Origin of the sequence: Hymenobacter antarcticus (assembly GCF_039539545.1) — a bacterium.
GTDB lineage: Bacteria > Bacteroidota > Bacteroidia > Cytophagales > Hymenobacteraceae > Hymenobacter > Hymenobacter antarcticus.
Genome location: NZ_BAABDI010000017.1, coordinates 38,642 through 61,761 on the forward strand (window position 1 = coordinate 38,642; position 23,120 = coordinate 61,761).

24 protein-coding genes and 2 riboswitches are annotated in these 23,120 nt (G+C 63.0%); of the genes, 15 read left to right on the forward strand and 9 right to left on the reverse strand.

Annotation, left to right across the window (positions count from 1 at the left end):
* Positions 1 to 87: 87 nt before the first annotated feature.
* Positions 88 to 1,278: a putative sulfate/molybdate transporter gene (locus ABD819_RS12860; protein ID WP_345124966.1), complete on the forward strand. Its 1,191-nt coding sequence runs from the start codon at positions 88 to 90 to the stop codon at positions 1,276 to 1,278.
* Between the two features lie 82 nt (positions 1,279 to 1,360).
* On the opposite strand, the gene ABD819_RS12865 is transcribed toward ABD819_RS12860, so the two are convergent.
* The 5 genes from ABD819_RS12865 to ABD819_RS12885 all read right to left on the reverse strand — a co-directional run bounded on the left by ABD819_RS12865 (position 1,361) and on the right by ABD819_RS12885 (position 4,814).
* Positions 1,361 to 1,747, reverse strand: coding sequence for an acyl-CoA thioesterase (locus ABD819_RS12865; protein WP_345124967.1), 387 nt, complete (start codon positions 1,745 to 1,747; stop codon positions 1,361 to 1,363).
* A gap of 147 nt (positions 1,748 to 1,894) precedes the next feature.
* Positions 1,895 to 2,116, reverse strand: a riboswitch (cobalamin riboswitch).
* A 192-nt stretch (positions 2,117 to 2,308) separates the two neighbouring features.
* Complete coding sequence (locus tag ABD819_RS12870; protein WP_345124969.1) at positions 2,309 to 3,100, reverse strand: SDR family oxidoreductase; 792 nt, start codon at positions 3,098 to 3,100, stop codon at positions 2,309 to 2,311.
* Positions 3,101 to 3,104: 4 nt separating this feature from the next.
* A complete protein-coding gene (locus ABD819_RS12875; protein ID WP_345124971.1) occupies positions 3,105 to 3,482 on the reverse strand; it encodes a cupin domain-containing protein in 378 nt (125 codons plus the stop codon).
* A 184-nt stretch (positions 3,483 to 3,666) separates the two neighbouring features.
* The gene (locus tag ABD819_RS12880) at positions 3,667 to 4,407 is read right to left on the reverse strand and encodes an MFS transporter (RefSeq protein ID WP_345124972.1); all 741 of its coding nucleotides are present in this window, start codon (positions 4,405 to 4,407) and stop codon (positions 3,667 to 3,669) included.
* Entirely contained in the window at positions 4,341 to 4,814 is a 474-nt protein-coding gene (locus tag ABD819_RS12885; protein ID WP_345124974.1) for an MFS transporter, read from the reverse strand. The genes ABD819_RS12880 and ABD819_RS12885 overlap by 67 nt, the downstream gene beginning before the upstream one ends.
* A 154-nt stretch (positions 4,815 to 4,968) precedes the next feature.
* Here ABD819_RS12885 and ABD819_RS12890 point away from each other — a divergent pair, with 154 nt between their 5' ends.
* A complete protein-coding gene (locus tag ABD819_RS12890) occupies positions 4,969 to 5,352 on the forward strand; it encodes a nuclear transport factor 2 family protein (RefSeq protein WP_345124975.1) in 384 nt (127 codons plus the stop codon).
* 11 nt (positions 5,353 to 5,363) lie between these two features.
* Here ABD819_RS12890 and moaA read toward each other — a convergent pair whose 3' ends face one another.
* Complete coding sequence (gene moaA, locus ABD819_RS12895) at positions 5,364 to 6,392, reverse strand: GTP 3',8-cyclase MoaA (protein WP_345124977.1); 1,029 nt, start codon at positions 6,390 to 6,392, stop codon at positions 5,364 to 5,366.
* Positions 6,393 to 6,550: 158 nt separating this feature from the next.
* Here moaA and ABD819_RS12900 point away from each other — a divergent pair, with 158 nt between their 5' ends.
* Together ABD819_RS12900 and ABD819_RS12905 are read left to right on the forward strand one after the other, a co-directional pair.
* A complete protein-coding gene (locus tag ABD819_RS12900) occupies positions 6,551 to 6,793 on the forward strand; it encodes a MoaD/ThiS family protein (protein WP_345124979.1) in 243 nt (80 codons plus the stop codon).
* 96 nt (positions 6,794 to 6,889) lie between these two features.
* Positions 6,890 to 7,312, forward strand: a complete 423-nt coding sequence (locus ABD819_RS12905; RefSeq protein ID WP_345124980.1) for a molybdenum cofactor biosynthesis protein MoaE — start codon at positions 6,890 to 6,892, stop codon at positions 7,310 to 7,312.
* Between the two features lie 162 nt (positions 7,313 to 7,474).
* Here ABD819_RS12905 and ABD819_RS12910 read toward each other — a convergent pair whose 3' ends face one another.
* From ABD819_RS12910 to moaC, 3 genes are all read right to left on the reverse strand, one after another.
* Positions 7,475 to 8,170 carry a porin family protein gene (locus ABD819_RS12910; protein ID WP_345124982.1) on the reverse strand — a complete coding sequence of 232 codons (696 nt, stop codon included), beginning with the start codon at positions 8,168 to 8,170 and terminating at the stop codon, positions 7,475 to 7,477.
* Between the two features lie 198 nt (positions 8,171 to 8,368).
* Positions 8,369 to 9,568, reverse strand: coding sequence for an NTP transferase domain-containing protein (locus ABD819_RS12915; RefSeq protein WP_345124983.1), 1,200 nt, complete (start codon positions 9,566 to 9,568; stop codon positions 8,369 to 8,371).
* A gap of 8 nt (positions 9,569 to 9,576) precedes the next feature.
* Entirely contained in the window at positions 9,577 to 10,059 is a 483-nt protein-coding gene (moaC, locus tag ABD819_RS12920) for a cyclic pyranopterin monophosphate synthase MoaC (RefSeq protein WP_345124985.1), read from the reverse strand.
* A 180-nt stretch (positions 10,060 to 10,239) separates the two neighbouring features.
* Here moaC and ABD819_RS12925 point away from each other — a divergent pair, with 180 nt between their 5' ends.
* From ABD819_RS12925 to ABD819_RS12975, 11 genes are all read left to right on the forward strand, one after another.
* The gene (locus tag ABD819_RS12925; protein ID WP_345124987.1) at positions 10,240 to 11,463 is read left to right on the forward strand and encodes a molybdopterin molybdotransferase MoeA; all 1,224 of its coding nucleotides are present in this window, start codon (positions 10,240 to 10,242) and stop codon (positions 11,461 to 11,463) included.
* A gap of 118 nt (positions 11,464 to 11,581) precedes the next feature.
* Positions 11,582 to 11,692: riboswitch (SAM riboswitch) on the forward strand.
* 73 nt (positions 11,693 to 11,765) lie between these two features.
* Positions 11,766 to 15,569 (forward strand): methionine synthase, encoded by a 3,804-nt coding sequence (gene metH, locus ABD819_RS12930; RefSeq protein WP_425553991.1) that lies wholly within the window; start codon positions 11,766 to 11,768, stop codon positions 15,567 to 15,569.
* Positions 15,570 to 15,669: 100 nt separating this feature from the next.
* On the forward strand, positions 15,670 to 16,626 hold the full coding sequence (metF, locus tag ABD819_RS12935; protein ID WP_345124988.1) for a methylenetetrahydrofolate reductase [NAD(P)H]: 957 nt from the start codon (positions 15,670 to 15,672) through the stop codon (positions 16,624 to 16,626).
* A 68-nt stretch (positions 16,627 to 16,694) separates the two neighbouring features.
* A complete protein-coding gene (locus ABD819_RS12940) occupies positions 16,695 to 17,174 on the forward strand; it encodes a tetratricopeptide repeat protein (protein WP_345124990.1) in 480 nt (159 codons plus the stop codon).
* A gap of 99 nt (positions 17,175 to 17,273) precedes the next feature.
* Positions 17,274 to 17,858 (forward strand): energy transducer TonB, encoded by a 585-nt coding sequence (locus ABD819_RS12945; protein ID WP_345124992.1) that lies wholly within the window; start codon positions 17,274 to 17,276, stop codon positions 17,856 to 17,858.
* 127 nt (positions 17,859 to 17,985) lie between these two features.
* Positions 17,986 to 18,537, forward strand: coding sequence for a hypothetical protein (locus ABD819_RS12950; RefSeq protein WP_345124993.1), 552 nt, complete (start codon positions 17,986 to 17,988; stop codon positions 18,535 to 18,537).
* A 113-nt stretch (positions 18,538 to 18,650) separates the two neighbouring features.
* Positions 18,651 to 19,091 carry a putative signal transducing protein gene (locus ABD819_RS12955; RefSeq protein WP_345124995.1) on the forward strand — a complete coding sequence of 147 codons (441 nt, stop codon included), beginning with the start codon at positions 18,651 to 18,653 and terminating at the stop codon, positions 19,089 to 19,091.
* 108 nt (positions 19,092 to 19,199) lie between these two features.
* A complete protein-coding gene (locus ABD819_RS12960; RefSeq protein WP_345124997.1) occupies positions 19,200 to 19,982 on the forward strand; it encodes an aquaporin in 783 nt (260 codons plus the stop codon).
* A gap of 349 nt (positions 19,983 to 20,331) precedes the next feature.
* Positions 20,332 to 21,177, forward strand: coding sequence for an SDR family oxidoreductase (locus tag ABD819_RS12965; RefSeq protein WP_345125074.1), 846 nt, complete (start codon positions 20,332 to 20,334; stop codon positions 21,175 to 21,177).
* 290 nt (positions 21,178 to 21,467) lie between these two features.
* Positions 21,468 to 22,874: an L-lactate MFS transporter gene (locus ABD819_RS12970; protein ID WP_345124998.1), complete on the forward strand. Its 1,407-nt coding sequence runs from the start codon at positions 21,468 to 21,470 to the stop codon at positions 22,872 to 22,874.
* 35 nt (positions 22,875 to 22,909) lie between these two features.
* Complete coding sequence (locus ABD819_RS12975; RefSeq protein ID WP_345125000.1) at positions 22,910 to 23,056, forward strand: MFS transporter small subunit; 147 nt, start codon at positions 22,910 to 22,912, stop codon at positions 23,054 to 23,056.
* Positions 23,057 to 23,120: the final 64 nt, after the last annotated feature.

Below are 23,120 nucleotides of genomic sequence, written 5' to 3' on the forward strand. Positions count from 1 at the left end.
GTTGTCATCAAAATTAGTCTTCCATAATTGCCGAGGCCAAAAACAGATTGCGCGACGAAGAGCAGCAACTTCCCCGACCTTCGCCCCGTGGAACCAAAGACGCTGCTCCAAACCGAACCCCGCCCCGGCCCGCCGGCCCGCCCCGCCATCCGCTTCGACCGCAACGAAGTGGCCGGTGCGTTTGGCGACCTGGGTACCGACTTGCCGCTGCTCATCGGCGTCATCGCCGCCTCGGGCGTGGACAGCGCCGGGGTGCTCATTATGTTCGGGCTGATGCAGGTGTTCTCGGGGCTGTGGTACCGGATGCCCATGCCCGTGCAGCCGCTCAAGGCCTTCGCGGCGCTGGTTATTGCCCAGAAGATTCCCGGCCGCGTGATTTTCGGGGGCGGGCTGGCCATTGGCATCAGCATGTTTTTCCTGTCGATAACCGGGCTGATTGATGGGCTGGCGCGGCTGGTGCCCAAGCCAGTGGTGCGCGGCATTCAGTTCGGGCTGGCCCTGCAGCTGGCCACGCTGGCCCTCACCAAGTACGTGGGCTCGGACGGGGCGGCGGGCTACGCGCTGGCGGCGGCGGCCTTCACCGTCACGGTGCTGCTGTTTGGCAACCGGCGCTGGCCGGCGGCGCTCATCGTCATTGCCCTGGGCGTGGCCTACGCGCTGATATTCAAGCTCGATTTGGCCACGGCCCAGCGGGCGGCGGGCCTGCACCTGCCCACGTGGCACCTGCCCCAAACGGCCGACATCCTCACCGGGGCCGTGCTGCTGGCGCTGCCCCAGATTCCGCTGTCGCTCGGCAATTCCATTCTGGCCACCCGGCAGGTGGTGCACGACCATTTCCCCGACCGTCCGCTCAGCGTCCGCCAAATCAGCTTCACCTACGCGCTGATGAACCTGGTGAACCCGTTTCTGGGTGGCTTTCCGGTGTGCCACGGCTCGGGCGGTTTGGTGGGGCACTACGCGTTTGGGGCGCGCACGGGTGGCTCGGCGGTCATCTACGGCGGCATTTTCCTGGTGATGGGCCTGTTTTTCAGCCAGGGCTTTGCCGAGGTGGTCCAGATTTTTCCGCTGCCGGTGCTGGGCGTGCTGCTGCTGTTCGAGGCGCTGTCGCTGGCCACGCTGCTGCGCGACATCAGCGGGCAGCGGCCCAATTTGCTGGTGACGCTGCTGGTAGGCCTGCTCTGCGCCGGCCTGCCGTATGGCTACCTCGTGGGCCTGCTGGTGGGCACGGCCGTGTACTACGCCATGCAGCGCGGCTGGGTAGGGCTGGGGAAGTTTTAGCTGTCGGTTGCTCGTTGTCAGTTGTCAGTGATGTTCCAGAATATCCAATTGAGCCTGACAACTAACAACGAGCACCTGACAATTACTCCAATATCCGCACAGGCCGCTTGTGCTCGTCGACCGCGACGAACGTGAACAGGCCCGTGACGGCCTTGTGGCGGTCGTCGGAGTACATCTGCTCCACGAATAGCTCGACGCGCACCTTCAGGCTGGTTTTCCCGACGTGCTCGATGCTGGCGACCAGCTCGACCAGAGAACCGCCGGGAATGGGGTGCGTGAAATCGACCCGCTCGGAAGACACGGTTACCATTTTCAGGCGCGAAAACCGGGTGGCGGCGATGAAAGCCACCTCGTCCATGAGCATGAGCGTGGTGCCGCCGAACAGGGTATCGTAGTGGTTGGTGGTGTTGGGAAATACGGCTTTGAAGATGCGCGTTTCGGCGCGGGCAATGCGGTCGGCAAGAAGCATGAACTGGGGGTTAAAAAAGGCGATAACGGGCCTTCGCCTGATTTCAAGCCCCGTTTTCAGCAGCCAACCACCGGCCGCGCCACACCCCGGCCGCGCCCAGGGCGCGGCGGCACGGCACCGCCGATGCCAGCCCCAAAGCGCGAGGGCAGCATCACTCGGCGGCCGGCAGGTCTCCTGACTTATTTCGGGCGGCCCCGCCCTTCTCAGTCCGCTGGGGCGGGCCAATGGGCATAAATGGGGCGGCCTGTTCCGACCTGTTCAGGCCGGGAAACTCACAGTAGCGCGTCTGTTCGGGAGTTGCACCCGATTCCCTTTTAATTCCCGTCGGAGCCGAAGCTCTGGCCGGAAACCGTCCGCTGATTGAAGGAAATCAAACCGAGAACCAACGGGGCGAAGGTACGGGTGCGGGGCGGGTTGCGGCTTAGGGAACAAAACAGGAACGTCATGCTGAGCTTGCCGAAGCATCTCTACCGCGAGCGTAAATAATTACTACTGGGGTAGAGATGCTTCGGCTTCGCTCAGCATGACGGGCTACTTTCATCGTTCCAAGCTCTATCCAGATTACAGCAGCGAGCGAATCCAGCCCCCATCGACCGGCACCGACGTGCCGGTGATGTAGCTGGCCCGCTCCGAGCACAGAAACGCCGCCAGCGCCGCAAACTCTCGCGGCTCGCCCAAGCGGCGCATCGGGATTTCGGCTTCCCAGCGGGCCGTGGCATCGGCAGCGGAAATACCTTCCCGCGCGGCGGCGGCTTCGGCCAGGCTCACCACCCGCTCGGTGCGGGTGTAGCCGGGCAGGATGTTGTTGACGGTGATGCCGAACGGGGCCACCTCGGTAGCCAGCGTGCGGGCCATGCCCGTCACGGCCGCCCGCAGGCTGTTGGACAGCATCAGGTTGGCCACCGGCTGCTTCACCGAGATGGACGTGATGTTGAGGATGCGGCCCCAGCCTCGTTCTTTCATGCCGGGCAGCACGGCGCGGGTCAGCTCCACCACGCTGGTGAGGAGCAGCTGGGTGGCGGCCTGCCAGACTTCGGGGCTCAAGGCGTCGAAGGTGCCGGCGGGCGGGCCGCCGGCGTTGGTTACCAGAATATCGACGCGGCCGAACCGGGCAAAGGCGGCCTGCACTACGCGGGCCACGTCGGCGGGCTCGGCCACATTGGCGGCAATGCCCAGCACGGGCACCCCGTGGGCTTTTTCGATGGCAGCGCAGGTGGCCTGCAGCTCGTCGTTGCCACGGGCGCACAGCACCAGCGACGCGCCCTCGGCGGCCAGCTCTTCGGCCACGGCGCGGCCCAGGCCCTTGCTGGCAGCGGCTACCAGGGCTATTTTTCCGTTCAGTCCGAGGTTCATGGGGCTATTTCTGGCGCAGGTAATCGTCCGATTTGTCGAGCCAGTCCTGGCGGGGCGGGCTGAAAATGTCCACGTCGAGCGTGTCTTCCAGCGCCTCGGCCATGTGCGGCACGTTGGACGGAATGTGCAGCACCTCGCCCGCCCGCACGATGATTTCCTCGCCATCTTCCGCACCGATGTGAAAGCGCAGGGCTCCCTCGAGGATGTAGGTAATCTGTTCGTTTTCGTGGTGATGCAGCGGCACGACGCAGCCTTTTTTGAGGTAGACGTGGGCCAGCATCATTTTATCGCCGGTGATGAGGCGACGCGAAAGCTGGTCCGACAGCTGCTCTTTGGGCATATCGTCCCAGGCGTATTTGGTTACTTGGCGGGCGGTTTCCATTGGGAGTTTTGGGGTTGGATGGGGTTTTATTGAACCAGAACGGTCATGCTGAGCGCAGCCGAAGCATCTCTACCCCAATACTAACTTAAATGTTAGGATTAGGGCGCGGTAGAGATGCTTCACTGCGTTCAGCATGACCGTTCTTTTTTCCGTTAACCTCCTTCAATTTCCCTTTCCTCAGCAGCTACACCCGCACCCGGCTGGCCACCGCCGACACGCACAGGCCCATCAGGGCAATGAGCGCGAACGACACCCGCAGGCTGGTAGCCCCGGCCACGAAACCAATGACCGGCGGCCCCAGCAAAAACCCAAAGAAGCCGATAGTCGAAACCGAAGCCAGTGCCATACCGGCCGACATCCGCGTCGACTTGCCCGCCGCCGAGTACACCAGCGGCACTACCGCCGACGTTCCAAAGCCCACCAGCAGAAACCCCAGCAGCGCCGTGCCCAGCGTGGGCAGCAGCACCGCAATCAGCAAGCCCGTGGCCGTGAGCAGCCCGCTGAGCTGGATAACGCGCCGGGCTCCCAGCCGGCCCGCCAGCCAGTCGGCCCCGAAGCGGCCCAGCGCCATGGTACTCATAAACGCCGTGTAGCCCGCGCCCACCCAGTCTTTATCAGCTTGAATAACCTTCTTGAAATACACCCCGCTCCAGTCGAACATCGCGCCCTCGCAGATGAGCGCGCAGAAGGCAATGGCCCCCAGCCCCAGCAGCTCCTTGTCGGGCTTCACGAAGATGGGCTGGTCGGGGTCCACGCCCGAATCTTCGCGCACCATGGAGCCGGCGCTCACCGCCAGCCCGGCCAGAATAAACACCGCGATAAAGACGAAATGCACGCCCGGCGGCACCGCGTGCCCAATCATAAACGAGCCCACGGCCGCCGCCACGAACCCGGCCAGGCTCCACAGCCCATGAAAAGAGGCCATAATGGGCTTGTGCTTGTACAGCCGCTCCACGCCCACGGCCTGGGTACCGAAATATTGGTCAGGTTGCCCCCGATGCCGAAAAGAACCAGGCACGGCAGCAGCTGGTAGAGGTTGGCGGCCCAGCCCAGGCCCACCAGCGCGGCGGCGTAGAGCAGCACGCCCCACAGCACCACTTTGCGGCTGCCTTCCCTGGCCACCAGCCACCCGGCCAGCGGCAGCGACACCAGCTGCCCCAGCGGAATGGCCAGCAGCACGCCGCCCAGCCCGGCCTCCGATATGCCCATCGTTTGCTGCACGCTCGGAATGCGCGAGGCCCAGCTGGCAAAGCACAGGCCCAGCAGAAAGAATAAGGCGCCTACGGCCAGCCGGTGGGTTTTGCGGGAAATATGCCCGGTTGAAGTAGTCAATGAAATCATAGGTTGCCGGTGGCCCGCTACTGCCCAACCCATCGGGTTTTTGAGTAAGCCAAAAATAAGCACCCGCAACGCCCGGCCGCCGCCAGAAGTTGCCTCATGCCTCAAATCTCCGTCCATCTTTCAGCAAACGTTTTCGCCCGACACCATGAGCCCGACCAACCATAACAAGCAGACTAATATTGCCTTACATGAGCCGATGTTCAACGACTGCCAACCGGCCGAGGCACTGGCCCGCTACGTGGGCGACGAGTACATTCAGCACAACCCGCACGTGCGCGACGGCCAGCTGGGCTTCCTCACGTATTTCCTGCGAATGCAGGCCGAATACCCCGGCAAGCACGTGCACATAGTGCGCGCCGTGGCCGAGGCCGACCTGGTGGTGCTGCACTGCCACCAAACCTGGCCCGGCGGCCACGACTACGCCGGTATCGACATCTTCCGTTTCGATGCCATCGGCAAAATCGTGGAGCACTGGGACGTGCTGCAAGTAGTGCCGGAAATGGCGCAGAACGAGAATACCATGTTCTAAAAACGGGTCTGCTACCCCCCAATCGTGGCCATGCTCTCGAAGCTGAGCTGGTGCAGGGGCCGCTGCCGCTCGGCCTCAAACCCATTGGCCGCTCGGTAGCGGAAAGCATCACTCAGCGCCGCCACAATCTCCGCATCCGAAGCGCCGCCGCGCAGCAGGGCGCGGGTATCGAGCACGCCCTGGTCGTAGAGGCAGGTTTTGATGCCGCCTTCGGCCGTAAGGCGCAGACGGTTGCAGGTGCCGCAAAAGGTGCGCGAATACGCCGCAATGATGCCCACCGTGCCCTGGTGCCCGGCAATGCGGTATTCCGAAGCGGTGGCCCCGGCCGCCATCGTAACCGGCGTCAGGGCACCAAAATGCTGCTCCAGATGCTGGCGAATGCGGATGTGGTTCCACGGCAGCGAGGCCGGGCCGGCTTCGTGGCTGCCACCATTGAAGGGCATTTCCTCGATGAAGCGCACATCAACCGGCAAATTGCGGCTGAGGTCGGCCAGCGAAACAAGGTCGTCGATGTTCTGCCCGTCCATCACCACAGCGTTGATTTTCACCTGAATTCCGGCCTCCAGCAGCGCATGAAACGTTTCCATAACGCGCGGCAGCTCGTCGCGCCGCGTGATGCTGGCGAAGCGGGCCCGGTCCAGCGTGTCGAGGCTCAGGTTCACGGCCTTCACGCCCAGGCGGGCCAGGGTGGGCACGTGCGGCGCGGTGAGCACCCCGTTGGTTGTCAGGCTGATGTCGTCGATTCCCGGCAGCTGGGCCAGGCGCTCCATGAAGGGCACCAGGTCGCGCCGCACGAAGGGCTCGCCACCGGTCAGGCGCACTTTGCGCACGCCCATAGTAGCCAGCAGGCTGGTCAGGCGTAGCATTTCCTCGTAGGTCAGCAGCTCCTGCTTGGGCATGTACTTGATGCCTTCTTCGGGCATGCAGTAGAAGCAGCGCAGGTTGCAGCGGTCCGTCACGGCCAGGCGCAGGTACTCCAGCGGCCGGCCGTGCTGGTCGAAGAGAGGCGTGACGGCCGGCGGTACAGCCGGGGAGAGCAAGGATGGAAGCACGTTTATCACCAATTTTGTCGGGCTGTACGTAAGACAGCCGGCTTGCGGTAAACCCTCGATTAAGAAAAGGTGTTCATCTCTCAGGCAGTGCCTGGGCCTGAATGCCTCCCGCCCGCTGGTTTTTGTCTAAAATCTACGCCGAAGATATGTCTTTAAAAATCGCCTTATTCGGCATCACCCGCGAGATTGTGGGTACGTCCGTCATTGAGCTGCCCGCCCCTGCGCCCGCCACCGTGGGGGCTCTGCTCGATGAGCTGCGCAAACAATACCCCGCCCTGGGCGAGCTGCGCAGCTGCGCCGTAGCCGTGAACAATGAGTACGCCGCCCACGACCTGGCCCTGCACACGACCGACGAAATTGCCCTCATCCCGCCCGTAGCCGGCGGCTGATGTAGCGCGGACTTTGTAGTCCGCGGGCCTGAACAACACTGAATCAGCCTTTGACGGCGCGCACTCGCGGACTGCAAAGTCCGCGCTACTACTCATATGACCCCTCACCTCGCCATTACCGACCAGCCGATTGACGTGGCCGCCGCCCTGGCCGCCGTGCAAACCGAAACGGCCGGAGCTGTAAATTCCTTCATCGGCACGGTGCGCAACCAGTCGGGTGGCCGCCCGGTACGCCGGCTGCACTACGAGTCCTACGACAGCATGGCCCTGACCCAGCTCGGCCACGTGGTGGCCCAGGCCTACGAGAAGTGGCCCATGCTGCAGGAAGTGGCCGTGGTACATCGCAAAGGCACCCTGGCCCTCGGCGATGTGGCCGTGGTAGTAGCCGTAGCCACCCCACACCGCGCCGAAAGCTTCGCCGCCTGCCAATACATCATCGACACGCTGAAGCAGATGGTAACCATCTGGAAGCGTGAGGAATACGAGGATGGCACCGAGTGGGTGGCCGCGCATCCTTAGCCGTTTGAATTTTAATGAAAAAGCCCGATTTCTGCGCAGAAATCGGGCTTTGTGGCTAGTTGTCATGCTGAGCTTGCGAAGCATCCTATCTGGCGGCAATCACTTGTTTAGCGGGGACAAGATGCTTCGTGCCTCAGCATGACAGGTTCCTAAGAACGGGCGCTACTTGCCCGCAATCAAATACCCCAGCGAGAGCTGAAACGCGGAGTGACGGGCGTTTTTCAGGTCGCCGTTGAAGTAGGCGTTGTTGTCGCTTTTCACAAAGTCGCTGAAGGCGCCGGTGTAGCGCAGGTTCAGGCTGAGGCCGTTGTCGGCCTGGTAGCCCACGCCGGCCACGTAGCCCAGCTCGTTGCGGTTCAGGCCGTTCACGTCGCGCTTGCTCTGCGACTCAGTGGTGCTGGGCGTGCCGCCCAGGGCGGGCGTGGTGGTGGTGGTGCGGGTTTCGTCGTTGGCGCTCAGCAGGTACGAATACTGCGGGCCCGCCTCGGCAATGAAGCCGCCAGCGTTGATTTTCAGTAGTATCGGCACGTCGAGGTAATTGAAATTCACGTTGCCCTCGCGCTTCTGCTTGGCCCCCAGCAAGCCGGTAAATTCCGTGGGCTTGTTTTCAAAGCCTTTTTGCGAATACAGGATTTCGGGCTGGACCGACAGGAAGTTGTCGGCGAGCACCGGGATGTTTACCATCACGCCGCCCAGGAAGCCGGCTTTGTTGTTGTAGGCGTCTTCGTTTTTGATATTGCCGGCCAGGTTTGAGTAGTTGGCACCGGCCCGTAAACCGAAGCGGACACTCTGGGCCTGAGCCGATGAAACGGCGGCCGTGGCCAGAAGCGCGGCGGCTAGAATGGTGATTTTTTTCATCTAATTTATAGTGAGTAAAAAGATATCCTCGGGGCAACGGCGTTCGAAAATTGTGCCAACCCGCACCCCAAACGCGTTTTTCACTTCCGCAGATATACCCGAAGCTCACAAAAAAGCCTGACGGCCGCGGCGGCAGTCAGGCTTTCAGGCAATTACTGCGCGAATATTTTTTGGCCGTGCGGCCCGCCGACGACGCGCTCAGCGCACCAGCTCCTGCTCGGCGGCGGCCCGTTCCTCGGGCGTGTTCACGTTGCGCAGCTCCTCGGGCACGGGGGCATCCAGCAGCTCAATATCGGAGTTAATCAGGGCCTTGCGGGGGCAGGAATAGCCCAGGCCCAGAAACCGCAGCAGCTGTCCGTAGCTGCGCGGCTCCCAGATGGTGACCAGCGGCTCGGGGAAGTCATTCCAGGGGCTGCGCAGCGCCGTGGCCGCCCGCGCGGCTTGCCGGTGCGTCACCAAAAACTCCAGCGTGGCGCGGGTGAGGAAGGGCAGGTCGCAGGCCAGCACCAGCCACGCCGCGTTGGGGTCGGCCTGGAAGGCGGACAGCAGGCCGCCCAGGGGCCCGAGGTTCAGGAAGGTATCGGGTAGCGGAGTGAGGCCGGCGGGCAGGCCGGCGGCCTGGTCGGGGCGCACGGATACGCGCACATCGGGGCAAAACTCGCTGAGCAGCGCGGCCGTGTGCTGGCGCTGGTCGAGGGCATGGTAGTGCAGGGCACCCTTGTCGGTTTGCATGCGCTCGCTGCGGCCGCCGGCCAGCACGAGGCCGCGCAGCACCGGCACCGCCAGCAAATACCACTGCCGGATGAAAGCGGCAATGCCGGCCGTATCGGCCAGGCGCAGTACGGGAGGCAGCGGGGCAGCGGCCAGGTGCTCAGCCAGCACGGCGGGCAGCTCGGTCTGGCCTTCGGTGAGGAGAATCAGGCGCACGTCGGTGAGGCGGTCGAGCTTCTTGTCCAGCGGCTTGCGCGGGTCGACGATGACGACCTGCTGGCGGGCGCGGAAGTGGTTGCCGTTCACCAGCACCACACTTTCGTGGGCCAGCAGCTCGGGCTGCGAAAACTTATCCAGCGCCCGCGTCAGGTTGAGCTGGCGGTAGGTTATTTTATCGACCAGCTCTGCCGAAAGGCCATTTTCGGCCACGTAAGGCGCGGGGCGGGGCTCCGTAGCCAGCGAGTCCTGAGCGTCGGCGGACGCATCGCCAGCGGCGTGGTCGGCGTCGACGTAGGCCACGCGCAGGTCGGGGGCCAGAAGCGGCAGCAGATGCGCCACCAGGGCCTGAATATCGCCGCAGGGCGCGCCCAGTATCGCCAGCTCGTGCCGGCCGAATTCGCCCATATCGGGCCGGGCCAGGGCGGCGTGCTTCGTTCGTTTTACAGTCGAGTTTGAAAGACTATCCATGCTGGAATTTACGAATTTTCGGAACGAAGGAAGTCACGCTTGCCGCCGGTTTTGGCGATGAGCTGCACGCCTTCAATGGTAATGTCGTGCGAAAAGGCCTTGCACATGTCGTAGATGGTGAGGGCGGCGACGGTGGCCCCGGTCAGGGCCTCCATCTCCACGCCGGTGCGGCCCGTGACCACGGCGGTGCATTCCACGCGCAGGGCATCGGGGCCGTCAGGCTCGATGATGATTTTGCAGTCATCCAGCCCCAGCGGGTGACAGAGCGGGATGAGCTCCGAGGTGCGCTTGGCCCCCATAATGCCCGCCAGGATAGCCGTGTGGATAACCGGGCCTTTGTGCGAGGGCATTTCGCCGGCCTGCACGCGGCCCAGCAGCTCCGCGCCCAGCACCACGCGGCAGTGGGCCACGGCCACGCGGCGGGTGGGCGGCTTGGCCCCCACATCAACCATCGTGGGCTGGTTGGCGGCGTTGACGTGGGTGAAATTCATTTTTTGAGTGAACAGTGAACAGTTAGTAGTGAACAGTTAGTAGTGAACAGCTGTGGTGGGGCTGTGTTTGTCAAAAATACGGGCATAACTCAGCATCTGTCTGCTACCTTCCGCTGCGCAAACTACCGACGCGCGCTCCACAAACTGTTCACTGTTCACTGCTAATTGCTCACTGAAAGTATGCTCACTGTCGCCGAAGCCGTTGCCCGCGTGCTGGCCACCGCCCGCCCGCTCGCTCCCGAAACCGTGGCCCTGCCCCACGCCAATGGCCGCGTGCTGGCCGAAACCCTCGTGGCCGACCGCGACTTTCCGCCCTTCAACCGGGTGGCCATGGATGGTATTGCGGTGGTGCACGCCGCCTGGGCCGGGGGCCAGACGGAGTTTGCCATCGAGCATACCCAGTACGCCGGCGCGCCCGCCCAGGCGCTGCAAAACCCGCACAACGCCATTGAGGTAATGACCGGGGCGGTGCTGCCACCCGGCACCGATGCGGTTATTCGCTACGAGGATATTCTGCTGGCCGACAACCGCGCCACCATCCAGATTCCTTCGCCCGAAGCGCCCGGCGTCAACATCCACCGCCAGGCCGCCGACCGCCGCCGGGGCGACGCCCTGCTCCGGCCCGGCACCCGCCTGGGCCCCGCCGAGCTGGCCATTGCCGCCACCGTGGGGGCCGCCGAAATGATGGTATCCCGTGCCCCGCGCGTGGCCGTGGTGAGCACCGGCGATGAGCTGGTGGGCATCAACCAGATGCCCCTGGCGCACCAGATTCGGCGGTCCAACGCCTATGCCTTGCAGGCGCTATTTGCCCAGGCCGGGGCCGATGTTTCGCTGTTTCACCTGCCCGACGACCGGGAGGAATTGCGCACCGGCCTCACCAATATCCTCGCCGCCGGCTTCGATGCCGTGGTGCTGAGTGGGGCCGTGAGCAAGGGCCGCGCCGACCACCTACCCGGCCTGCTGCGCGAGCTGGGGGTGGTCGAGATTTTCCACGAAGTGAACCAGCGCCCCGGCAAGCCGATGTGGTTTGGGGCGCGGGCCGGCGGGCCGGTGGTGTTCGGCCTGCCCGGCAACCCGGTGTCCACCTTCCTCACGGCCTGCCGTTACGTGCGCCCCTGGCTCCGGGCGGTGCAGCAGCCCGCTGATGCGGAAGCGGCTGCCGCGGCTGTTGAAGCGCCGATGCCCGCCGTGCTCACCGTCGAAATTAATTTTAAGCCCCCGCTGACCCATTTCGTGCCCGTGGGCCTGACGGTAGACGATGAAGGTCGCCGGCTGGCCACGCCGCTGCGGGTGGGCGGCTCCGGTGATTTGGCCGGGCTGGTGGGGGCCACCGCGTTTCTGGAGCTGCCGCCGGAGGTGGCGGTGTTTCCGGCGGGCAGCGTGTGGCCGGCCTGGGGGCTGTAGCGCGAAGCGGTGCTTCGCGTCGCCGCGCAGGTCGCAACGGTTCGGCGGTTTTAACGGCGCGGGGACGCGAAGCACCGCTTCGCGCTACAATTTTTTCGCGTCGTATCTTCGTGCTACGCTGCTATCCAGAAAGACCGAGGGACCGGGCCCGATGACGTCTTGGCAACCTACCACGAGTAGGTGCCAACTCCCGTTTCACCGCGTTTTTTTTGGTGGAAGAAGATGACAGCCGGAACCGTGCGCCTGCGCATGGGTTTCTTTCTGGATACGCGTCCGTACGCTGTTATTCGACCCAGAAAGAAATGTCCGTCTCCGCCCCTACCCTTCCGAAAGCCGTTCCCCAGCGCGAAGCGTTAGCCTCGCGCCACAGCCTCCCCGAAATCCTGCGCCAGCGCCTGCTGATTCTCGACGGCGCGATGGGCACCATGATTCAGCGGTACCCGCTGACGGAGGAGGATTTTCGCGGCACCCGCTTCGCCGACCACCCCAAGCCCCTGCGCGGCAACAACGACCTGCTCTCGCTGACCCGGCCGGATATCATCAAGGGCATCCACGCCGAATACTTCGCCGCCGGGGCCGACATGGTGGAAACCAACACCTTTAGCGGCACCACCATCGCCCAGGCCGACTACGGCCTGGAACACGTCGTGTACGAATTGAACTACGAGTCGGCCCGCCTGGCCCGCGAGGCGGCCGACGAATACGCCACGCCCGAGCAGCCGCGCTTCGTGGCCGGCGCGGTGGGCCCCACCAACCGCACCGCCTCGCTCTCGCCCGATGTGAATCGTCCCGGTTTCCGCGCCGTGACCTTTGATGAGCTGGCCACCGCCTACCTGGAGCAGGTGCGCGGCCTCGTGGATGGCGGCGTAGACACACTGCTCATCGAAACCATCTTCGACACGCTGAACGCCAAGGCTGCGCTATATGCCGTGCAGAAATTCTTCGACGAAGGCGGCCGGGTGGTGCCGCTCATGATTTCGGGCACCATCACCGATGCCTCGGGCCGTACCCTCTCGGGCCAGACGGTGGAGGCGTTCTGGAACTCCATCCGCCACCTGCCGCTGCTGAGCGTGGGCCTGAACTGCGCCCTCGGGGCCGACCAGCTCCGCCAGTACGTGCAGGAGCTGAGCCGCATTTCCGACGTGCATATTTCGGCCTACCCCAACGCCGGCCTGCCCAACGCCTTCGGCGGCTACGATGAATCGGCGGAAGAATTTGCCGCGCTGGTGGAGGATTATCTGAAGGAAGGCATCGTGACGGTAGTGGGCGGGTGTTGTGGGACGACCCCACAGCACATCGCGGAATTGAGCCGTTTGGCGAAGAAGTATAAGCCAAGGGAGTTGAAACAGTTAAAAGTTAAAAGTGAAGAGTTAAAATCCGGAGAAAAACCAGTTGTAGGTTTTAACTCTTCACTTTTAACTTCTAACTCAATCGCCACGCGGCTGTCCGGTCTCGAACCCTTCAACATCGCCGCCGACAGCCTCTTCGTGAACGTGGGCGAGCGCTGCAACGTGACCGGCTCGCGCGCTTTTGCCCGCCTCATCCGCACGGGGGCGTATGAGGAAGCCCTGGCCGTGGCCCGCCTGCAGGTGGAAGAAGGCGCGCAGGTCATCGACATCAACATGGACGAGGGCATGCTCGACTCGGAGCAGGTGATGACGACCTTCCTGCACCTCATTGCCTCGGAGCCCGATATCGCGCGGGTGCCCGTGATGATTGACTCCTCGAAGTGGAGCGTGCTCGAAGCCGGTCTGAAGTGCGTGCAGGGCAAGAGCATTGTCAACTCGATTTCGCTGAAAGAGGGCGAGGACGTGTTCCGGGCCCACGCCCGCACGGTGCGCCAGTACGGCGCGGCCGTGGTGGTGATGGCCTTCGACGAAAACGGCCAGGCCGACTCGCTGGAACGCCGCCAGGAAATCTGCCAGCGCAGCTACGATATTCTGGTGCACGAGGTGGGCTTCGACCCTTCCGACATCATTTTTGACCCCAACATCCTGACCGTGGGCACGGGCATGGACGAGCACCGCAACTACGCTATCGACTTCATTGAGGCCGTGCGCTGGATTAAGGGCCACCTGCCCGGTGCGCTCACCAGCGGCGGTATTTCGAACATCAGCTTCTCCTTCCGGGGCAACGACGTGGTGCGCGAGGCCATGCACACGGCCTTCCTCTACCACGCCATCCGCGCCGGGCTCGACATGGGCATCGTGAACCCCGGCCAGCTCGGTGTGTACGACGAAATCGCGCCGGACCTGCTCGAATTGGCAGAGGACGTGCTCCTGAACCGCCGCGCCGATGCCACCGAGCGCCTCGTGGAATTTGCCGACACCGTGCAGCAAAAAGGCAAGGTTGAAGTGGTGGCCGATGCCTGGCGCAGCCTGCCCGTATGGGACCGGCTCCAGCACGCGCTGGTGAAGGGCATCACCGAATTCATCGACGAAGACACCGAGGAAGTGCGCCAGCAGGTGGGCCGGCCGCTGGAGGTGATTGAGGGGCCGCTGATGGCCGGCATGAACGTGGTGGGCGACCTGTTTGGAGCCGGCAAAATGTTCCTGCCGCAGGTGGTGAAATCGGCCCGCGTGATGAAGAAGGCCGTGGCCTACCTCGAACCGTACCTGCTGGCCGACAAGCGCGGCCAGGAGCGCCAGACGGCCGGCAAAATCCTGATGGCCACCGTGAAGGGCGATGTCCACGACATCGGCAAGAACATCGTGGGCGTGGTGCTGGCCTGCAACAACTTCGACATCGTGGACCTCGGCGTGATGGTGCCGCTGGAGCGCATTCTCGACGAAGCCCAGCGGCAAAACGTGGACGTTATCGGCCTCTCCGGCCTCATCACGCCCAGCCTGGATGAGATGGTGTACGTGGCCCAGGCCATGCAGAAGCGCGGCATGAAAATCCCCCTGCTCATTGGCGGGGCCACCACTTCGCGCCTGCACACGGCCGTGAAAATCGCGCCCACCTACAGCGGCCCGGTGGTGCACGTCAACGATGCCTCGCGCTCGGTGGGCGTGGCGGCCGCCCTGCTCGGCTCGGGCGAACAGGCCTACGCCCAGACCGTGGCCGACGACTACACCACCCTGCGCGCCGACTACGCCAGCCGCCAGCGCGACAAAAGCTACCTGAGCATCGAGGCCGCCCGCGCCAACGGCGTCAAGTCGGACTGGGACACGGTTTCGATTACCAAACCCACCTTCCTCGGCACGAAAATGCTGGAAGACTACGACCTCGCCGAGCTGGCCCGCTACATCGACTGGACGCCCTTCTTCCACACCTGGGAGCTGAAAGGCCGCTACCCGCGCATTCTGGAAGATGCCACGCTGGGCGAAGCCGCCACCCGGCTGTTTGAGGATGCGCAGGCCATGCTCACCAAAATCATTGATGAGAAGCTGCTCACGGCCCGCGCCGTGCTGGGCTTCTGGCCGGCCAATACCGTTGGGTATGACACCATCGAAATTTACGCCGATGACTCGCGCGACGCGGTAGCCGCCGAGTTTTTCACGCTGCGCCAGCAGGGCGAGAAAGGCCCGAAAATCCCCAATATTGCCTTCTCCGACTTCCTGGCCCCGAAAGAATCGGGCCGGGCCGACTACCTGGGCGGGTTCGCCGTCACGGCCGGTATCGGCATCGAAAAGCTGATTGAGCAGTTTGAGGCCGACCACGACGACTACTCCAGCATCATGGTGAAGGCCCTGGCCGACCGCCTGGCCGAGGCCTTCGCCGAGCGCCTGCACGAGCGGGTGCGCCGCGAGTTCTGGGCCTACGCCCCCGACGAGCACCTGACCGGCGACGACCTCATTCAGGAGAAGTACCGGGGCGTGCGTCCCGCCCCCGGCTACCCCGGCTGCCCCGACCACACCGAGAAAATCACCTTGTTTGACCTGCTCGACGCGGAAGGCAAAACCGGCATTTCGTTGACCGAAAACCTGGCCATGTACCCGGCCTCGTCGGTGAGCGGCATGTACTACGCCCACCCGGATTCGCGGTATTTTGGCCTGGGCCGAATTGGCGTCGACCAAGTGGCCGACATCGCCCGGCGCAAGCACATGGCATTGCCCGAGTTGGAACGCTGGCTGATGCCGAACCTGAACTACGAACCGAAGTAGCGCGGACTTTGCAGTCCGTGTATTGCAACTACTTCAACTGCGGCTGCTTCAGCCGTGCCACAATTATTCCGGACGCGGACTACAAAGTCCGCGCTACTATATGAAAGTTACCGAACACCTGGCCCAGGCCGTTGATAAAACCCTCTTCTCTTTCGAAGTTCTCCCGCCCAAAAAAGGCGAGAACATCCTCACGCTCTTCTCGAATATTGAGCCGCTGATGGAGTTCAAGCCGCCGTTCATCGACGTGACCTACCACCGCGAGGAATACGTGTACCGCCACCACCCCAACGGCCTGCTGGAAAAGAAAACCGTGCGCCGCCGCCCCGGCACGGTGGGCATCTGCGCGGCCATCAAAAACCGCTTCGACGTGGACACCGTGCCCCACCTCATCTGCGGAGGCTTCAATAAAGAGGAAACCGAGAATGCGCTGATTGACCTGCACTTTCTGGGCATCGATAACGTGCTGGCCCTGCGCGGCGACCCCATCAAAACCGAGGGCCACTTCAAGCCCGAGCCCGACGGCCACGCCTACGCCTGCGACCTGATTGGGCAGGTAGCCGACCTCAACAAGGGCGCTTATCTCGACGAGGCGCAGGACGACACCTGGGCTACCAACTTCTGCATCGGCACGGCCGGCTACCCCGAAAAGCACTTCGAAGCCCCCAACTACACTTCCGACATGCGCTTCCTGAAGCACAAGGTGGACCGCGGTGCCGACTACATCGTGACCCAGATGTTTTTCGACAACGAGGAATTTTTCAAATTTGAGCGGCGCTGCCGCGAGGCGGGCATCACCGTGCCCATTATCCCCGGCCTGAAACCGATGACCACCAAAAGCCAGCTCACCATGCTGCCAAGGACTTTTTTCCTCAACATTCCGGAGGCGCTGGCCGAAGCCATCAGCCAGTGCCGCGACAGCGAGGCGGTTCGCGCCATCGGCATCGAGTGGTGCATCAACCAGAGCCGCGAGCTCATGGCCCACGGCGTGCCCTGCCTGCACTACTACTCCATGGGCAAGGCGGAAAGCATCCGCAAAGTGGCCCGCGAGCTGTTTTAGCGCTGGCTTTTACGTCAGATGAGCCCGACGTTTTTGTTCGTATTTATCAATGCTATAACTACTCAACTATGCTCAACGACCTGTTTGCCCGCCTGCGGCTGGCCACCGCGCCGGCCGAGATTGAGGCCCTGCAGAATGGTATCTGGCAGCTGTGGCTGCACAGCGGAGACGGGGCGCTCGACAAGGAAATGGAAGTTGGGATGCGGGCCATGCAGGCCGATGACCTTGCTTTGGCAATCCGACAATTCACTAAAATAATCCTACTCAATCCCGATTTTACCGAAGCCTGGAACAAGCGGGCCACGGCCCATTACGTGCGCGGCGAGCACCGTGCTTCCCTGGCTGATATCGCCGAAACCCTGCGCCGCGAACCCCGGCATTTTGGGGCGCTGTGGGGCCGGGCCGCCATTTTGCGCGAACTGGGCGACTATCGCCACGCCCTGAGCACATTAAACACATTATCAACCGTTTGCCCGAGCCTGCCTGGCTTGCGCGCCCAGCAGCTGAGCTTGCAGGAACGACTGGAGGAGGGCGAAACACCGGCCTAAGCTGGCAGGGGAAAAGAAACTATTCACTACCTTTCCTTCCCAATCGATTGGGGGCGACCGGTCGGTGCCTTTTTTCTTTTTTTCATCCTCTGCCAGACTATGAAAATTTATATACTCGCTGTTCTTCAGACAATTTTACTGGCCTGCTTAACTACCAATGTCAGGGCTCAGAAGGCGTATACCAGTAAATGGGCCAGCGGCCAGCTCGAACGTCGCGTTAAAGTGGGTGTGTGGGAGTACTACGGCATCACGCCCTCGAAAGAAAAAGTAGTGGTGCAGCGCTACGACCACACCACCAGCACCTTGCTGTACTACCGGCCCATTGAGGAAGTAGCCTACAACACGGAAGTGAGCGCGGGCCAGTGGAAGCGCCGCCTCGTGGACCGGCCACCCCTGTTTATTGGCGGCGATGCGGCCCTGGCAGCCTACACTGCGCAGCTAAACTACCCATTGGAGGCTCAGGAACGGAATATTCAGGGCAAGGTCACCATTGGGTTTGCCATCGATACGCAGGGGCAGGCCAGTGGCTACCGCGTGCTGCGCAGCATTGGGGGCGGCTGCGACCAGGAAGCATTGCGGGTAGCCAAAACAATTCCCAACGAGTGGGTTCCGGCCCTGGTGGGCACCCAGCCCGTGCCCGTAGAGTATGAGCTCACGCTTACCTTTCGGCTGGCTCAGCCGTAGAAGCAGGATGTGCGACGGACCTGGTTCGGAGCGACGGAAGGCCGGCCAGGCCGGCAACGCAGCTACTCTGGCGGCTATTCCCAACTCATCACCAGCTACTTAGCCCCTCACCTTACTGCCCTACGGAATGACACTTCGGTTTGAAAAATCAGCAGCGGCCCCTACCAGACTATCGGGCCTGCTGGTAGCCGCACTACTGCTCACCAGCTGCGACTCGACGCCCCGCGAGCGACAGGAAGTGGCCCGCGAAAGCGTCCGCGAGCTGGATACGATTACCCGCACCGCGGCGCAGAAGCTGGCCCGCGTGGGCAAAGCCACCGCCCGCTACGACGCCGCCAACCGCCTGCGCCGCGCCCGGCCCCTCGACCCGCGCCAGCAGCTGGCCATGGAGGCGAAATTGATGGGCCCCTACAACGGCCAAATCAACGCCCTCACGCCGCAGGACCTGCCCGCCGCCTACGGCCAGCTGGTGCGCGAAACCCGCGCCCAACGCGCCACCTGGACCGACCGCGACTGGGACTACGCCCGCGCCGTGTACCAGCGCCTGAACGACCAGGTGAAGCAGATTCGGATGGACATGCCGGCCCGCGACGAAGTGCGCGTGCGCGCCCGGCAGGCCGAGTTCGTGGCCCTGCAGGCTGGCCACACCGCCCAGGGCATCAACGCGGCCACTAAATGAGTTAAGAGTTGTGAGTTAGAAGTTAAGAGTTACAAATTATGAATTATGAGCTAACAGAGCGATTTCAATTTTTAACTCTTAACTCCTAACTCTTAACTTCTAATTCCTCCCCTGTGTCCCGTCCCGAGTCCGTCGTTTTTCTCGAATCGTACTACGAGCCGATGGCGGCCAATCTGGCCCGCACGCGGCTGGAGGCGGCGGGCATTCCGTGCTTTCTCAGCAATGAGAACCTGGTGTCGATGATGCCGCTTTACAGCTCCATCACGGGGGGCGTGCGGCTACATGTGCGCCAGCGCGATGCGGAAATGGCCTTGGAAATTCTGCGTGAGGAACTTGTGCCGCTGGCTACCGGCCCGGATATCGCCTCCTTCGCCGCCGATGCCCCCGACCCGGTGGCCCCGCGCTGCCCCCGTTGCGGGTCATCGGACGTGGCCTATGGCCCGGCCACGCGCAATACGTATGGGTTTTGGTCGGGGCTGCTGTCGGTGCTGCTGCGGTTTCCGGTGCGCGGCCACCGCTTCCACTGTTTCCACTGCGGAAACGAGTTTAAATGAGCGGGCCGGGCCCCGTTTACTCGTTAGCCGCCGCTTCGCATTAAGGAACATTGGCTAACCCTGCCGGTGGTTTTGCGTTGCCATGGACACCACCTCCGCGCTTGCTTCATGGTTTCGGTTGCCGATATGCTTTTGACCCTGCGCCGCCACTGGCGGCATTATCTGACCGAGGCGGCCGGGCTGGCGGTTTTTGTGGCCGTATCCGGCGGCGCGGCCGTGGTGTTCCATCATCCGGTATCGGCAGTGGCGCGGGCGCTGGGGCCCCAGTGGGTGCAGCGCATAGGCCTGGGCGTGGTGATGGGGGCGCTGGTGGCCGCCCTGTCGTACTCCCCGTGGGGCCGGCGCTCGGGAGCCCACCTCAACCCCGCCGTGACCCTGGGCTTTTGGCAGCTGGGCCACGTTCAAACGGTGGACGCGCTCTGGTACGGGCTGGCGCAATTCAGCGGCGCCCTGGCGGCGAGCGCGGCAATGGCGCGCCTGCTGGGGCCGTGGTTTGGCCATTCCCTCATTCATTACAACACCACCCGGCCCCTGGCGGGCCCCCACGGCTGGGCCGTGGCGCTGGTCGCCGAAACCGTTATTTCGGCCCTGCTGATGCTGGCCTTGCTGGTGGCCCTGCACTCGGCCCGGCTCAAAAAATGGGCGGGAGCGCTGGTGGGCGCATTACTGGCGGTTTTCATCGTGGTGGAGGCCCCGCTCTCGGGCATGAGCCTGAACCCGGCGCGCACGCTGGGCACGGCCGTGGCGGCGGGGCAGGCCCCCGCGCTGTGGCTGTATTTCGTGGGGCCGCTGGTGGGCATGTGGGGCACGGCGTGGGGCTATGGCCGCTATCGCCGACATCGGTACCCCGCCGCCCGTCCGCCCCAATACCCTGAACCTGACCCAGGCTGATGCCCGGCGGCCAGGCTTCGGCCGCGGCTGAGCAGTTGCCGGTGGTGTGTCGAAAACCCCCAACCACGGCGTGGTTGGGGGTTTCGGCTTGCTGCTTCTGGCTGGCCGGGCGCGATTTGGTGGAATGGGAACCCCGACGGGCGGGAACGGGCGCATCGGCCCATGCCCAACAGCGCCTGGGGCGGACAACCGCCGCTTTGCGCGCTTTTCCGTAAGAAGATGCAGCCACTTATTTTACCTGCTTATGCCTCCCAAAAAGCCCACTGCCGCCGCCAAGCCCGCGCCCAAAAAGCCCACCGCCCCCAAAGCCCCGGCCCCCAAAGCCGAGCGCCGCCCCACGGCCAAAGACATGAAGGCCGCCGCCCAGAAGCTGCCCTACCCGGCCAAACAGGCCGATATGAAGCTCCAGCCCGATTCGGACCTGGCCAACTACAAAGCCGCCGGCAAGCTCAAGGACAAAGTCGCCATCATCACCGGGGCCGACTCGGGCATTGGGCGGGCCGTGGCCATTGCCTTTGCCAAGGAAGGTGCCCACGTCGCCATCATCTTCAACGAAAATGTGGAGGATGCCGAGAAAACCAAGCAATTGGTGGAAAAGGAGAAGCGTAAGTGCCTGCTGCTGCAAATGGACGTGCGCGACCCGGAGCAGTGCAAGCACGCCGTGCGCCGCACCCGCGCCGAGCTGGGCGGCCTGAACATTCTGGTGAACAACGCGGCCTTTCAGATGAGCCAGGAGAAGTTCGAGGATATTCCGGAAGAGCAGGTTCGGCGCACCTTCGACACCAATATTCTGGGGTATATCTGGATGGCGCAGGCCGCGATTCCGCATCTGAAAAAGGACGACTGCATCATTAATACGGGCAGTATCGTGGGTATCACGGGCATTCCGATTCTAGTGGATTACGCGGCCAGCAAGGCCGGCATTCATGCCCTCACCAAGTCGCTGGCGCTGTACCTGGGCGAGCGCGGCATTCGGGTAAACTGCGTGGTGCCCGGCCCGGTCTGGACGCCCAACATCCCGGCGACCATGCCGCTGGCCGAAATCGAGAAGTTTGGTCACGAAGTCGCCCTCAAGCGCCCCGGCCAGCCCGAGGAGATTGCGCCCGCGTACGTGCTGCTGGCCAGCCAGGACGGCTCGTTTATGACCGGCAGCCTGGTCCACGTTACCGGCGGCAAGCTCAGCAGCGACGAGTAACGCTTCGCTTAATGAGGAATGAGGAATGAGGAATGAGGAATGAGGAATGAGGAATTTCGGACCTGTAGGCCCACTTTCCAATTCTTCATTCCTCATTCCTCATTCTTCATTAGGCAAAGCGTCATTCTTCACCCAGACCAGCTATAGTTGTTTAGCAACATTTCACATTTCCGGGTAATCAATCTGTTAAAAAGCCCGTTACCTTTCCACTCGCTGGGGGCATGGGCTTTAGGCGAAGCGGTGTATCTCCTCATTCACACGTATCTGTTCACTTCTATTCTCACATTTTCATGACCGAAAATTCCTCTTTGCTTGACCGCAGCCGCACCGTGGCGGGCCCGGGCTACAACCGCTGGCTGGTACCACCCGCGGCCCTGGCCATTCACCTGGCCATCGGGCAGGCGTATGCTTTCAGCGTGTTCAAAAAGCCCATGGGGGCCCTCATCAGCGGCAACGTGGACAAGCCCGACGTGCTGGACTGGACGCCGGGCCAGCTGGCCGTTATCTTCTCCATCGCTATTGTGCTGCTGGGTCTTTCGGCGGCCGTGTTTGGCAAGTGGCTGGAGCGTGTGGGGCCCCGCAAGGCCATGCTGGCTTCGGCGTTGTGCTTCGGCGGCGGCTTTTTGATTGCCTCGCTGGGCGTGCACCTGCACAGCATCTGGCTGGTGTATTTCGGCTACGGCTTCGTGGGCGGCATCGGGCTGGGCATCGGTTACATTTCGCCGGTGAGCACGCTCATCAAGTGGTTTCCGGACCGGCCGGGCGTGGCTACGGGCATGGCCATCATGGGCTTTGGTGGCGGCGCGATGATTGGCTCGCCGCTGGCGGTGGCCCTCATGGCGCAGTTCAAAGACGTGGCCCCGATGGGCGTAGCGCCCACGTTTATCGTGATGGGCCTTATTTACCTGGTGTTCATGATGTTCGGCGTGTTCACCATTCGGGTGCCCGCCGAGGGCTGGAAGCCCGAGGGCTACGTGCCCAACGCCCAGCACAGCGCGCTCATCACCAGCTCGAACGTAGACGCCGACAATGCCATCAAAACGCCGCAGTTCTGGATGCTGTGGGTGGTGCTGCTTTGCAACGTGACGGCCGGCATCGGCGTGCTCGAAACCGCCTCACCACTGATTCAGGAGACCTTTTCCGACGCCAACATGGGCGCGGGCCGGGGCGTGACGGCGGCGGCGGCGGCGGGCTTCGTGGGCCTGCTCAGCCTGTTCAATCTGCTGGGCCGCTTCTTCTGGTCGTCGGCGTCGGATAAGCTGGGCCGCAAGCCTACCTACATGATTTACTTTGGCCTCGGCATTGGGCTCTACGCCCTGGCCCCCACGCTCATGGCCAGCGCCTCGCTCACGCTGTTTGTGGTGGTGTGCTGCGTGATTCTGAGCATGTACGGCGGTGGTTTTGCCACCATCCCGGCCTACCTGCGCGACTTGTTCGGCACCATGCAGGTAGGAGCCATTCACGGCCGCCTGCTCACGGCCTGGAGCACGGCGGGCGTAGTAGGACCCTTGTTGGTGAACTACCTGCACGACCAGCAAAAAGCGAAGGGCCTGACCGGGGCCGCCGCCTACCAAACCGTGTTTTACACCATGGCCGGGGTGCTGGTAGTTGGCTTCATCGCCAACATGCTGGTTACGGCCGTGAACGAGCGGTATGCCTTTAAAGGAGTTGTCACGGGGGCTTCGGCAGGCCACTAGAACGCCCATTCCTCACTTTCTAACTTGATTTTGATATGAACCCGCAACCAAATTCTTCTACTCCCGCCACCACGGACGCTGGCTCCGGCGGCTCGGCAGTTCTGGCCTGGCTATTCGTGGGCATCCCCCTGGCCTGGGGCGTGTCGCAAACCTTCATCAAAGCACTGGCGCTGTTTAAATAGCCCGTTTTCGCTTTGTTCTTTTGAGAAAGCAGCCGGCCCTGGGTCGGCTGCTTTTTTGTTGGGC

Excerpts from the sequence above, each read along its gene's own strand:
- ABD819_RS12865 (WP_345124967.1), bottom strand. The coding sequence starts at position 1,747 with ATGCTTCTTGCCGACCGCATTGCCCGCGCCGAAACGCGCATCTTCAAA.
- ABD819_RS12870 (WP_345124969.1), bottom strand. The coding sequence starts at position 3,100 with ATGAACCTCGGACTGAACGGAAAAATAGCCCTGGTAGCCGCTGCCAGC.
- ABD819_RS12875 (WP_345124971.1), bottom strand. The coding sequence starts at position 3,482 with ATGGAAACCGCCCGCCAAGTAACCAAATACGCCTGGGACGATATGCCC.
- ABD819_RS12880 (WP_345124972.1), bottom strand. The coding sequence starts at position 4,407 with ATGGCCTCTTTTCATGGGCTGTGGAGCCTGGCCGGGTTCGTGGCGGCG.
- ABD819_RS12890 (WP_345124975.1), top strand. The coding sequence starts at position 4,969 with ATGAGCCCGACCAACCATAACAAGCAGACTAATATTGCCTTACATGAG.
- ABD819_RS12900 (WP_345124979.1), top strand. The coding sequence starts at position 6,551 with ATGTCTTTAAAAATCGCCTTATTCGGCATCACCCGCGAGATTGTGGGT.
- ABD819_RS12905 (WP_345124980.1), top strand. The coding sequence starts at position 6,890 with ATGACCCCTCACCTCGCCATTACCGACCAGCCGATTGACGTGGCCGCC.
- ABD819_RS12910 (WP_345124982.1), bottom strand. The coding sequence starts at position 8,170 with ATGAAAAAAATCACCATTCTAGCCGCCGCGCTTCTGGCCACGGCCGCC.
- ABD819_RS12915 (WP_345124983.1), bottom strand. The coding sequence starts at position 9,568 with ATGGATAGTCTTTCAAACTCGACTGTAAAACGAACGAAGCACGCCGCC.
- moaC (WP_345124985.1), bottom strand. The coding sequence starts at position 10,059 with ATGAATTTCACCCACGTCAACGCCGCCAACCAGCCCACGATGGTTGAT.
- ABD819_RS12925 (WP_345124987.1), top strand. The coding sequence starts at position 10,240 with ATGCTCACTGTCGCCGAAGCCGTTGCCCGCGTGCTGGCCACCGCCCGC.
- metH (WP_425553991.1), top strand. The coding sequence starts at position 11,766 with ATGTCCGTCTCCGCCCCTACCCTTCCGAAAGCCGTTCCCCAGCGCGAA.
- metF (WP_345124988.1), top strand. The coding sequence starts at position 15,670 with ATGAAAGTTACCGAACACCTGGCCCAGGCCGTTGATAAAACCCTCTTC.
- ABD819_RS12940 (WP_345124990.1), top strand. The coding sequence starts at position 16,695 with ATGCTCAACGACCTGTTTGCCCGCCTGCGGCTGGCCACCGCGCCGGCC.
- ABD819_RS12945 (WP_345124992.1), top strand. The coding sequence starts at position 17,274 with ATGAAAATTTATATACTCGCTGTTCTTCAGACAATTTTACTGGCCTGC.
- ABD819_RS12950 (WP_345124993.1), top strand. The coding sequence starts at position 17,986 with ATGACACTTCGGTTTGAAAAATCAGCAGCGGCCCCTACCAGACTATCG.
- ABD819_RS12960 (WP_345124997.1), top strand. The coding sequence starts at position 19,200 with ATGGTTTCGGTTGCCGATATGCTTTTGACCCTGCGCCGCCACTGGCGG.
- ABD819_RS12965 (WP_345125074.1), top strand. The coding sequence starts at position 20,332 with ATGAAGGCCGCCGCCCAGAAGCTGCCCTACCCGGCCAAACAGGCCGAT.
- ABD819_RS12970 (WP_345124998.1), top strand. The coding sequence starts at position 21,468 with ATGACCGAAAATTCCTCTTTGCTTGACCGCAGCCGCACCGTGGCGGGC.
- ABD819_RS12975 (WP_345125000.1), top strand. The coding sequence starts at position 22,910 with ATGAACCCGCAACCAAATTCTTCTACTCCCGCCACCACGGACGCTGGC.